Source organism: Bacillus sp. GS3m_15504 (assembly GCF_055825275.1).
This window is the reverse complement of record NZ_JBVVNL010000008.1, coordinates 25,695-37,761: the sequence shown is the minus strand read 5'-3', so window position 1 is coordinate 37,761 and position 12,067 is coordinate 25,695. Positions and strand designations below refer to the sequence as shown.

Below are 12,067 nucleotides of genomic sequence, written 5' to 3'. Positions count from 1 at the left end.
GAAAGAGGTAGAGGTAGTGAAGAAATTCTTTGTAGGATTTTTAGTTGTTCTTGGGGTGTACTTATATTTCCAAGGAAAGTCTGAAGGAATGGGCAAATTAGTAAATGAGACAAGCTATGTTGACTCAGAAGAAGCAAAACAGATGAAACAAATTATTATAGAGGAAGCAAAGAAAGTCAATCTTCCAGAATGGATACCTCTTACAATTGCCGAACATGAAAGCCGTTTAAATCCAAGAAGTGTTGGAGATAACGGAACTTCATTCGGATTGTTTCAATTGCATCGCGGTGGTGGACTTGCGCCGGATCATTTAACGGATGATGAGCTAAAAGATCCACGTACAAACGCGCAAATTGCAATGCCGCATTTAATGAAAGGATATAAGCGCGGGGTGCAAAAAGGTTTGACGGATTTTGCATTACTAAAATATATAGCAAATACATCTGGGTGGCCAGGGAATTTAGGGCCAGAGTGGACGGATAATAATATGAAGTATAACGTCGGGTTAGAAGATGTGTACTATCGAAATAAAGGTATAATTAAAGAGTAGGTTTTGATACCTACTCTATTTTTGTGGATCATCATGTCGTTTTGTGAAATACTCCGCTAGCTGTATTTTTACGTCTTCTAGTTTTGTGGAAACTTGCGGTATTTTATATCCTACATATAACGGTGAAACGACAAATCTAGGAACAACTTTACAAATGATCTTTCCGCTTACGTGATAGAAAAATAAGTTATAACTACTACATCCTTTATGAAAATCTGTCAGTATGTAACGTACAGTTTGCTGAATATAATTTGCCATTTCATCTATGCATTCAATATCTTTAACGATGATATTAAATTCAGTAAAACCGATAATAGGACGATCTGAAATATTGAGTTCAATATTTTTGTTTTTTTGTACAATGACTCCTTGGAAGTTGTCCTGTTCTACGTTATCGAGGTAGTTTACATATTTCATTCCAATAATCTGCATGTGTGCATGATGCAAACTTCCACCTGAGAAGGGACCATGATTTTTGTATAAAATCACAGATTTGAATTCTTCATTCTTCTGTAAGTCTAACCAATGTTTAACGGAGAAACGGATTAGCGATCTCATATGTTCTTCTGTATATGTCGCAATATGGTCCTCACAATTATCTGTTTCGATTAGCACCGTTTGAAATGTATCTTTTAATGTAGGAAATTTGTTTTTCAGCCAAATAATTGGGCCTTCAGTTGCTAAAATATCCGTTAAATTTTCTCTGTCACAAAAAGGACAGGCAGCGCTTCTATTCCGAATGCTTTCTGGCTTTTGTTTGCCAATATCGTTTAAAAAGTATAGTTGTTGTGTATCCATTGGTATGTATGCCCCTTTAAAATATGTGTAAAAATCCCGCTTAATACATTCGGGAAAAGGAGAAGAAAATCCTTTAAAGGGAATAGGAAAAATAAAAGACAAGATATCCTCATTACAACAGGGTACCTTGTCTTTTATTTTTTCTTTAATAATGTGTATGGATAATATAAATCGTTTTTATTATGCTTCTTTTTTCTATTTTTTATTGTGTATAAGGCAATCGCTGTACTTGCGATGACAATAATGGCTTTCTTCATATTCGTTTACCCCTTTTTTATTGTTGGTTTAATTCTTGGCTAACTGCTTTTGCATCAACTAGAGCGTGTAAAATCATTTTTACCATGTTCATCATATTCTTTCACTCCTTTTTATAGTTCATTTAGTTCTTTTACAACTGCTTGTCCGTTCACTAATACCTCAAAGATTGCTTTTACGATTTCTTTCATCATGATTGTTTCCTCCTTTTGTTGTCTCTCTTGTTTACATCTTTATTGTATAGGGAGGCATCTTTTCGTACTATCGCTTTCCATTACGTGAACATAACAGTTTTGTAAGATTTGATGTCACTTATTGAAATGTTTAGTCTATCTTCATTATTTTCAGAAAAATGACTATTCAAACATGAAATGGGAAAGTATAATAAAGAAGTAAGTATTAAATTCCGTACGAAAGAGGTGAATGAGATGAAACGTTCTTTAGCTGCACGTGCCAAATTTTTAGATTTTATCTATTTTTGTCGTGCGATTTTTCATGATGTAGTTGTTAACGGGATACGTCTGTCCTTTTTTAACAATTGCATAGTAGCTATAGAACGATAGAAATCTCTTCACCCATTTTTAATACACGTGTGAAAAGGGAGCTATTTAGCTTCCTTTTTCTATGTCGAAAACCATGGGGAATGTTTCTTTCCCATGGTTTTTTATATTGAAAGGAGTACGGAAAATGACAATTTGTAGTGTAAATAATGTAACGAAATCTTTTGGTGGAAACATCATATTTGAAAATATATCGCTTGAAATAAAGAATGGTGAACGTGTTGGATTAGTTGGTCGTAACGGTAGCGGGAAGACAACAATCTTTCAGCTTTTAACTGGAATGGAAAGTTTGGATGCAGGGGCCATTCATATGAAGAAAGGTACACGTATTGGTCATGTGGCACAAATTCCGAAATTTGATGAGAGTATGACTGTATATGAAGTATTGAGTTCCGCTTTTAAAATAGAAAAGGAATTAGAAAGAGAAATGCGTACTTTAGAAAAAGATATGGCGGAAGAACAGGGATCTTCTGTTTTACAAAAATTAATGGAAAGATACGGAATCATCCAAGAAAAGTTTGCGTTTCTTGGTGGTTATGAAATCGAAGCGAACATTATGAAGGTAGCAAATGGTTTACAGGTGACAGAACTATTCCCTCGGTCATTTTTAGAGTTAAGTGGTGGGGAACAAACAAAAGTAAGCCTTGCATACATGTTGCTGCAGAAACCACATTTACTTTTATTAGATGAACCAACTAATCATTTAGATTTATTTGCCGTAGAATGGTTAGAGCAATTTTTAAAAGAATATAACGGAACGGTTATGGTTATTTCACATGACCGCTATTTCCTTGATGAAGTTGTAACGAAGATTTTTGATTTAGAAGATGGAGAGATTCACGTGTATCATACAAACTATTCTCAGTTTGTTGAAGAGAAGGAAGAAAGGTTGCTTCAGGAGTTTCAAGCTTATCAAGAACAGCAAAAGAAAATAAAGAAAATGAAAGAAGCAATTAAGCGACTACGTGAATGGGCAAATCAGGCGAATCCTCCGAATGAAGGATTGCATAAGAGAGCAAGAAGTATGGAGCGTGCACTGGAACGTATGCAAAAACTAAAGAAACCTATTTTAGAACGAAAACAAATGGGACTTCAGTTTGAAGGACAAGATAGAAGTGGAAAAGATGTTGTTGTAATAAAAGAAGTGAGTAAAGGGTTTGCTGACCACCCCTTATTTAACGAAGTGAATTTACATGTTCGTTTTCAAGAGCGTGCGGCCATCGTTGGTCGTAATGGTACAGGAAAGACAACGCTACTAAAATTATTATTAGAACAAATAGAACCAGACGCGGGAGAAATTCGAATTGGTAGTAGTGTGAAAATCGGTTATTTATCCCAGCATGCGTACGGAAATAGGAAGAGTAATGTATTAGAGGCTTTTAGAGAATATGTAGCTGTAACAGAGGGAGAAGCGAGACATATATTAGCTAAGTTTTTATTTTATGGTCCAGCGGTGTTTAAGAAGGTGACGCAACTGAGCGGTGGAGAAAAAATGAGGTTAAGACTTGCGCAACTTATGTATCAAGATATCAATTTTTTAATTTTAGATGAGCCGACAAACCATCTCGACATTGAATCAAGGGAAGTTTTAGAGGAAGCTCTTGAACAATATAATGGGACGATTTTAGCTGTTTCACATGATCGTTATTTTTTAAATAAGTTATTTGAAAAGACGTATTGGATTGATGAGCGTAAATTATTTGAGTTTGCAGGAAACTATGCATGGGCGCGTCAAAAGTGGGAGGAAAAGCTTGAGACACAAGTGATAAAGCAGCAACGCCAAGGAAGAAAAAGTATGGAAACAGTCCCTGTAAAAAAGAAAGAAGTTAGGAATATTGAGGAGATTGAAACTGAATTAATGCATGTTGAAGAAGATATATATACGCTTGAGTGTAAGATGGAACATGTAGTTGATGTTGAAATGCTTGAACAATTGTATGAAGAAAAAATGAAGAAAGAGTTGTTACGAGCGGAGTTATATAATGAGTTAGAGAATATCGTGGAGTAAAGAAATTAGAATGAAAGAGCAAGTTGTTTTCTCATATTTTGAGGGGGGCTTGCTCTTTTTGTGTAAGAAAAGAGAAGTAATTGGTATAATTTTCTTATTATCACAATAAAGAGATGCACTTTAGGTTATTAAAATGTGAGGAGAATTTTATGTTAGGATACGCGCGAATTGTTACAATCGTCATGATCTGTTTTGTTTATGCAAACCATGTTTCACGTGAAACAGCAAATTTGCAATTTTTTGTAGGTACAGCACTTTTTATTTATATTGTGAATCATATTTTGCTAGTAAAAGTGAATGGGGGTAAAAAACTTGTTTTTTATACACTATTAGCAAATGGGATAGTCACAGCTTTATTAGGATTTTTATTTCCCGAGACATGTTTATATTTAATTATATTTGGAATTGATGCAGTGGGATTATTTATTCATGAATTTCGTAGAAGTATGACGTACTTTTTTATTACTTTTTTCTTTCTTTGTTGGTTTATAAATATACTACATGCGTATCAACATACAGGTAGTTTAGACTTAGAGAGTAATGCCATTAATTTTATGTTCATCGTTTTTAGTGCTTTAGCTGGAAGTTTAATAAAAAAACTTACAGCTGCTCGGAAAATAGTAGATGAGCAATATGAGGAATTAGCATTATCTCATACAGCTCTAAAAGAAGCGCATGAACAATTACGTCTATATGCCAAAGAGGTAGAAGGATTGACAGCCGTTCGAGAGCGAAATGATATTGCCCGAGAAATTCATGATACTGTTGGTCATAATATGACAGCCTTACTTGTCCAATTACAACTGGCAGAGGCTTTGTGGAAACAAAAGTCGGACGCTACGGAAGAGGTTTTACATACATGTCATGGGCTAGCCAGGAAATCACTTCAAGAGGTGAGAGCGTCTGTACATGCCTTAAAAGAAGAAGGTAAACTAGGGAACATAATAGAGAATATGCGTGAAATGTTACATGGATATTCTAAAGCGACGAAAGTACAAGTATCGTTTCAATTACAAGGAGATCCGGTTGTGATTCCACTGTCACTACAACCTACACTGCTCCGGGTTATGCAAGAGTCTTTAACAAATGCAAAGCGGCATGGCAAGGCGAGTTTATGTGAGGTGAGTTTAACTTGTTCGGCGAAACAAGTTAAACTATGTATTTTGGATAATGGCGTGGGAGTTAACGAGGTAAGCCCAGGTTTTGGTTTACTTAATATGAGAGAACGAGTAGAGGAACATGGTGGAACTATTCAATTTGAGAGTGAGATAGAAAAAGGCTTTCGGTTACAGATTGAATTTCCACTTCAGGAGAAAACGTGGTTAATAGGGGGAACTGTATGATTCGGATTATGATTGTTGATGATCAATCACTCATTCGTGATGGTTTAGCGATGTTATTAAATTTACGTCAGGAACTTGAAGTGGTGGGAACTGCTACAGATGGAGATGAAGTGATACAAAAGGTGAAAGAGCTGCAACCTGAAATTATTTTGATGGATATTCGGATGCCTCGTATGAATGGTGTTGAAGGGACACGTTTAGTTAGAGAACAGTTCCCTCATATAAAGGTTCTCATGTTGACGACTTTTAGTGATAGTGAGCTTATTTTTGAAGCATTGGAGCAAGGAGCAAGTGGGTATTTATTGAAGGACATGGAGACAGATGCAATCGCTCAAGCAATTTTAACGGTGCATAGTGGAGGGGCTGTGCTTCCTCAGGATATAACAGCGCAAATTATAAAAGAATTAAAAAAGACAAAAGTAGCAGTAGAGTGCACCACACCAGAACAATTAGCGCAATTAACTGAGCGAGAAGTAGATGTTTTAAGGGAAATTGGACTTGGGTTAAATAATAAAGAGATTGCGGAAAAGTTATTTATTACAGAGGGAACTGTTAAGAATCATGTTTCTAATTTAATTAGTAAGTTAGAACTGAGAGATCGAACGCAAGCAGCCATATACGCAGTAAGGTATGGCATCACGATGTACACATGACTTTTGGCATATATAATTGTGAAAAAGCAGCAGAATTTGCTGCTTTTTTATTTTGTATTTCTATCTCAAGGATGATGGAGAGAAGAAGAAATTTTTCTACAATGAAAGTGTAGATGAATGCAAAGGGGCTGAATCAGTATGTTAGTCATAGATCATATTACGAAATCATTTGGTAAGAAGGAAATCATAAAGAATGTTTCTTTTGAGGTGAAGAAAGGGGAAACATTTGGATTGCTTGGTCCAAATGGAGCGGGAAAATCAACGACGATATCAATGATTTGCGGGTTAATTTCATACGACAGTGGTGATATAAAAGTTGGTGGGAAATCTGTAAAAGAATATCCATTAGAGGCGAAAAAGAAAATTGGTATTGTTCCACAAGACATTGCGCTCTATCCAACACTTTCAGCGAAGGAAAATTTGGTTTTTTGGGGAAAAATGTACGGTTTAAATGGAAAAGTTGCAAAAGAGCGAGCGGAGGAAGTATTAGCTTACGTCGGTTTACAGGACCGTGAAAAAGATAAAATTGAAACATTTTCAGGTGGAATGAAAAGGCGTATTAATATTGGTGCAGCACTTATGCATGAGCCAGAGTTGTTAATTATGGATGAACCGACAGTTGGGATTGATCCGCAATCGAGAAACCATATTTTAGAGACTGTTAAAAAGTTAAATGAAAAAGGGATGACAGTTATTTATACGAGTCATTACATGGAAGAAGTAGAGTATTTATGTGAAAGAATTGCAATTGTTGATCATGGAAAGGTAATTGCATTAGGAACGAAAAGGGAACTATGTAATCGCCTAGCGGATGGGTTTATAGTGAGATTGCAATTAAATCGTTATAGTACGGAACTGCTACAAAAGTTGAAAGCACTATCTGTTGTTGAACGAATTATTTTTGATGAAGATAATAGTACGATTGATATTGGGCTAAATGGTGGCGAGTCCATTGGTACAGTTGTGTCAGTAGTTGTGGAGAACAACGCTCAAATTTTAAAGCTTGAAGTGCAAGAACCGAATTTAGAGGCACTCTTTTTACAATTAACAGGACGTTCACTTCGTGATTAAGGAGGTTAGTGCGAGATGAAAAGTTTTATTATTGCATGGAAAGATTTAAAAATACGTTTAATTGATCGGCGCGGATTTATGATGATGTTAATTATGCCGCTTTTATTAACAGCGATTTTAGGTTCAGCGTTAAGTAATATATTTGATAATGGTGGACTACCCAAAACAGTGATTGGCTATTATCAAGTAGGAAATGATGAGTTTGCAGATGTCTTTCAAAAAGACGTATTGCAATCTAAAGAATTAAAAGATGATGTGAAAGTAAAGATAGTTAATTCTCAGGAAGAGCTTGAAGATATGTTAAAGGAAAAGAAAATCGATGTGGGAATCGTCATCCCGAATAAATGGAGCGAACAAGTACAAGATGGAAAATTAAAAGAACCAAAGGTGTTTATAGACCCATCAAAAGATATACAAGCGAAAATCGCTGAATCAATGGTCCGCTCTTTTTCAGAGCGTGTTCAAACAATTGCGGTATCTACTAAAAGTGTTGTGACGGAATTAGCAAATTCTCAGCATAGTAATGTGGAACAAGTTGCAAAAGAAGTAAGTGGGGATTTACAAACAGTAGCAACTTCGGGTGCAGATAACATTGAAAAAGGAACGATAGGTAAAAAAACAGTTGCAGCGATGCAATATTATGCCGCAGCGATGTTAGTCATGTTTTTACTATATAACATAACAGTAGGTGCAAAGTCAGTTGTAACAGAGCAACGAACTGAGACATTGGCGCGTTTGTTCAGTACACCGACGAGCTCATTTTCAATTTTATTCGGGAAGTTTTTAGGTACATTATTATTTGCTTGTATACAATTTGGGATATTTATAGTTGCTACACACTTTATGTTTCATGTGGAATGGGGCGGAGACTTATCTCAAATAGTAGCGGTGGGAATGTCTTATGCAATTTGTGTTTCGGGTTTATCTATGTTAATTGCCGCTTTTATTCGTGAGGAAAAAACGGCAGATGTAATGGGAGGAATCGGTATTCAAATACTCGCTATATTAGGAGGATCGATGTTACCAATTTACGTATTCCCTGATACACTTCAAACCATTGCGAATGTTGCTCCGAATAAATGGGCACTTACAAGCTTTTTAAATATTATGTCGGGAACATCTTGGGATGTGTTACTCCCTGTTATTTTTAGTTTATGTGGTGCAGGAATTGTCTCCGTTATGATAGGAACATTACGTTTACATACGAGATAGGAGGGAGAAATGATGAAGAAAGTTTGGACACTTTGTTGGCTAGAGTTAAAACAAATTTTAATAAAACCACAAAGTTATATACTTATGTTTGGAATGCCTATTATTTTTACACTCATTTTCGGCGGACTTTTAGGTGGAAGTGGGAATAAGAAAGTAAATGTTAGCTTAGTAGATGAAGATGGTTCTGTATTATCTAGCAAGTATTACGAGGACATAAAGAAAAGTGATTTAATTTCTATAGAGAAGGTAACGTATAAGGAAGGCAAACAGAAGATTGAAAACAAAAAATCATCCGGTATAGTTCTTATTCCGAAAGACTTTCAAAAGAATATGTTAGATGGAAGGGTAGAAAATATTCAGTTTCAAGCTAGTGCTGATTTTACTGGTGGAACTTCTGTAGAGCAAGTATTGGCAAGTGCATTAAAAAAAATGGAGATAGAAGTTAGTGCAGCGAGAGATTTTGAGAAGAAAAGTAACGCTTCGTGGGAACCTATGTATAAAGAAATCTATACAAAAGTAGAACCTGCTTCAATTCAAAAAGAATCAATTTCACATGATGATCAAAAGTTAAATAACGTTACAGAGCGAGCAGCGGGATTTTCAATTCTATTCGTTATGATTGTTATGTTAAGTGCGACGGGGACTATTTTGAAAGCTAGACAACTTGGTGTTTGGTCTCGTTTATTAGAAGCACCAGTTTCAAAAGTTCAAATACTAACGGGATATATCCTTTCATTCTTCTTAATAGGATGGATTCAATTTGGTATTCTAATGATATTAACTCATTCCTTATTTAATGTGCAGTGGGGAAATTTGTTAGGGGTTATTATACTCGTTTCCGTGTTATTATTAGCTGTCATTGGTCTAGCCTTATTATTAGCAAGTATCGTGAAAACAACAGAACAACAGTCTGCATTAGGTAATATCGTTGTGATTTCAACATGCATGATTGGTGGCCTGTATTGGCCAATTGAAATTGAACCAGCATGGATGCAGACGGCAGCAAATTTTGTTCCGCAAACTTGGGCGATGCGTGGCTTTACGGAGTTAATTGTAAGGGGAGGTACATTGGCAGATATAGGAGGATATATTGGTATACTCATTTTATTTGCAGGAGTCTTTTTCATAATTAGTTTAACAAGAATACGTTACGACTGAAAAAAACAGAGTTACAGCTTTACACGCTGAACTCTGTTTTCTTTTTGTGTAGTATCTTCCTTTGTTGAAATGATAATAGCGATCCCGAGCATAATAAAAAAAGCTAAAAAGAGGACGAACTTTGGGAAGAATGGGAATAGTAATAGCGCCCCGACTATCATAATTGTTAATAATACGTAGTGTAGGACGTATTGGAATAGGTTGTCCATGTTTTCGCCCCCTTTTTGGTAATTGGTTATTAGTATTCTATGTTTCATAAGGAACGAATAGAAGTGAATTTTAAATTTTTTTATACGAAATAAAAAGGAACGATTGACATGTTTAATAGTAAAGTTGTGTCTGCACATCATGCACGCATGCAAGGATTGCAAGAAGATAACTATAACGGTATCTTGTTAAGTTTAAAAGATAGAATAATAATTTTTAAAAAATTGTCAAAATATTTATTTAGAAAGAATTGACAAAATATAACGGAAGATATAAGCTAATAACCATAAAGTCTACCGGAAAGATCGGAATAGGATTGTTACCCCTCAAAAACATCTATTTTTTTACGATTAAAACCGACTTTTCCGATTGGCTATAAATGTGCTGTGGGAGGCATACATAAGGTAATAAGTTCACAGGGTATAACTATTAAAAAGTTAGGGTGGGGACAATGAAGAAAAAGACAAAAAAATGGGCTGGTGTATTTTCGGTATTACTGAGTAGTTCGCTTGTGTTATCTGCTTGTGGGGGACAGGAAGATACTGCTTCTACAGAACCAGTTAAACAGCAGGATTTAAAAAATATAAAAATTGAAAAGATCGCTGCTACAGATAAGACGAAAGAACCTGATAAGGCGAAGAATAGAAAAGATACCTTTATTTCTGGTATCTCAAAACCTGGAGGAGTTTTCTTGCCTTACTTTCAAGAGAATGGTTGGGATGGCAATGTGACATCAGTTATCTTTGCTTCTCTTGTTACAACAGATAAACAAGGAAAACCGATACCAGATCTTGCTGAGAAATGGGATGTTTCTTCAGACCAATTAACGTATACATTTCACTTACGTAAAGACTTAAAGTTTAGTGATGGGTCGCCATTAACTGCAGACGATGTAGCATTTACATTATCACTTCTACATGATAAAGCGTATGAAGGCGGCGATGATATTTCACAATATGCAATTAAAGGTGGAAAGGAATATAAAGAAGGAAAAGTGACATCTATTGAAGGAATTCAAGTTGTTGATCCACAAACAATTAAAATTACGACCGAAAAAGTTAACTCACAAGCACTAATTGCTTTAGGTGGTCCAGTATTATCGAAAGCTTATTATGGAAAAGAGTATAAACAAAATACTAGTTTAGACTATTTAAAAGAGTTATATGGGAAACCGATAGCTGCGGGACCATATAAGTTTGAAAAATATATTCCAGGACAGGAAGTTCGTTTTACAGCAAATGAAAATTATTATGCAGGTAAACCGAAAATCAAAAACTTTATTTATAAAATTACATCACCAGATACAAAATTCCAATTATTCCAAACGGGTGAGATAGATTATACAGGAGTTGGGTATGGGGATGAAATTTTAGAACAGGTGAAGAGTTTGCAATTTGCAAATGTTGAAATAGAGACAGCAGCATCATTTAGTTATATAAGAATGAATAGTAAGAAACCGTATTTAAAAGATAAGAAAGTTCGTCAAGCTCTTATTTATGGATTAGATCGCAAAAAATATGTAGATACAGCTCTTAAAGGATACGGTACAGTAGCTAACGTTCCAATTCATCCAACATCTTGGGCGTATACAGAAGAGGGCATCAATAAGTATGAATATAATTTAGATAAGGCGAAGAAGTTACTAGATGAGGCAGGATGGAAAGCTGGTTCAGATGGAATTCGTGAAAAAGATGGTCAAAAACTTAAACTAACATATTATGGTGCAAGCTCAGCAAAAGATGGCGATTTATTTATTCCGATAGCAAAAGAAAATTATAAAGAATTAGGTGTTGATTTTAATCCAGAGTTTATGGATTTTAATACAATGCTTTCGAAGGTAAATAAAGGAGATTATGATTTGGCCTCAGTATCTACACCGATTACTACTGATCCAAGTGAACCGGTTAGTAGCTATCTTTCTGAAGGTGATGGTAATAGTTTAGGATATAAGAATGAAAAAGTAGATGAATTAATTAAAAAAGGTATTGGTACAGTCGATATTGAGAAACGTAAACCAATTTATAAAGAACTATATAAAGAACTAAGTGATGATCCACCAGTAATTTTATTAAATTATCGCAGAATCATCACAGCTTACAATGGAAACATTAAAGGGATTGATCCTGAGAAGTACGACAGTATTAGTTCTAATTCACCAGTATTATCTATTGAAAAATAATAAGAAGAATGTATAAGTAGGAGGCATTTTTTCATTCGGCTAGTAATGTGCTGATTCGAAAAAATGTTCTTCT

The 12,067-nt window shown here is 35.2% G+C and carries 12 protein-coding genes; 9 read left to right on the top strand and 3 right to left on the bottom strand.

The genetic code is table 11. The features are described 5' to 3' along the window. The first annotated feature begins 16 nt into the window (after positions 1-16). Complete coding sequence (locus AC0L0O_RS28065; RefSeq protein ID WP_000713260.1) at positions 17-550, top strand: transglycosylase SLT domain-containing protein; 534 nt, start codon at positions 17-19, stop codon at positions 548-550. 15 nt (positions 551-565) lie between these two features. Here AC0L0O_RS28065 and AC0L0O_RS28060 read toward each other — a convergent pair whose 3' ends face one another. Together AC0L0O_RS28060 and AC0L0O_RS28055 are read right to left on the bottom strand one after the other, a co-directional pair. Next, positions 566-1,348, bottom strand: coding sequence for a DUF4931 domain-containing protein (locus tag AC0L0O_RS28060; protein WP_000381039.1), 783 nt, complete (start codon positions 1,346-1,348; stop codon positions 566-568). Positions 1,349-1,482: 134 nt separating this feature from the next. Beyond that, on the bottom strand, positions 1,483-1,605 hold the full coding sequence (locus AC0L0O_RS28055; RefSeq protein WP_000709145.1) for a hypothetical protein: 123 nt from the start codon (positions 1,603-1,605) through the stop codon (positions 1,483-1,485). A 426-nt stretch (positions 1,606-2,031) separates the two neighbouring features. On the opposite strand from AC0L0O_RS28055, the gene AC0L0O_RS28050 reads away from it, so the two are divergent. The 7 genes from AC0L0O_RS28050 to AC0L0O_RS28020 all read left to right on the top strand — a co-directional run bounded on the left by AC0L0O_RS28050 (position 2,032) and on the right by AC0L0O_RS28020 (position 9,608). After that, positions 2,032-2,166 carry an RAxF-45 family protein gene (locus AC0L0O_RS28050; RefSeq protein ID WP_000830642.1) on the top strand — a complete coding sequence of 45 codons (135 nt, stop codon included), beginning with the start codon at positions 2,032-2,034 and terminating at the stop codon, positions 2,164-2,166. Between the two features lie 124 nt (positions 2,167-2,290). Continuing rightward, positions 2,291-4,171 (top strand): ribosomal protection-like ABC-F family protein, encoded by a 1,881-nt coding sequence (gene abc-f / locus AC0L0O_RS28045; protein WP_000150902.1) that lies wholly within the window; start codon positions 2,291-2,293, stop codon positions 4,169-4,171. Between the two features lie 149 nt (positions 4,172-4,320). After that, on the top strand, positions 4,321-5,514 hold the full coding sequence (locus AC0L0O_RS28040) for a sensor histidine kinase (protein WP_000902017.1): 1,194 nt from the start codon (positions 4,321-4,323) through the stop codon (positions 5,512-5,514). Beyond that, positions 5,511-6,167 carry a response regulator gene (locus tag AC0L0O_RS28035; RefSeq protein ID WP_000619344.1) on the top strand — a complete coding sequence of 219 codons (657 nt, stop codon included), beginning with the start codon at positions 5,511-5,513 and terminating at the stop codon, positions 6,165-6,167. The genes AC0L0O_RS28040 and AC0L0O_RS28035 overlap by 4 nt, the downstream gene beginning before the upstream one ends. A gap of 138 nt (positions 6,168-6,305) precedes the next feature. Continuing rightward, entirely contained in the window at positions 6,306-7,238 is a 933-nt protein-coding gene (locus AC0L0O_RS28030; protein ID WP_000960161.1) for an ABC transporter ATP-binding protein, read from the top strand. Between the two features lie 15 nt (positions 7,239-7,253). Next, positions 7,254-8,450, top strand: coding sequence for an ABC transporter permease (locus AC0L0O_RS28025; protein WP_000834533.1), 1,197 nt, complete (start codon positions 7,254-7,256; stop codon positions 8,448-8,450). 12 nt (positions 8,451-8,462) lie between these two features. Then, positions 8,463-9,608: an ABC transporter permease gene (locus AC0L0O_RS28020; RefSeq protein ID WP_473786214.1), complete on the top strand. Its 1,146-nt coding sequence runs from the start codon at positions 8,463-8,465 to the stop codon at positions 9,606-9,608. Positions 9,609-9,619: 11 nt separating this feature from the next. On the opposite strand, the gene AC0L0O_RS28015 is transcribed toward AC0L0O_RS28020, so the two are convergent. Beyond that, positions 9,620-9,817, bottom strand: coding sequence for a hypothetical protein (locus tag AC0L0O_RS28015; protein ID WP_000369249.1), 198 nt, complete (start codon positions 9,815-9,817; stop codon positions 9,620-9,622). Positions 9,818-10,266: 449 nt separating this feature from the next. On the opposite strand from AC0L0O_RS28015, the gene AC0L0O_RS28010 reads away from it, so the two are divergent. After that, positions 10,267-11,994, top strand: coding sequence for an ABC transporter substrate-binding protein (locus AC0L0O_RS28010; RefSeq protein WP_000730679.1), 1,728 nt, complete (start codon positions 10,267-10,269; stop codon positions 11,992-11,994). Positions 11,995-12,067 lie beyond the last annotated feature (73 nt).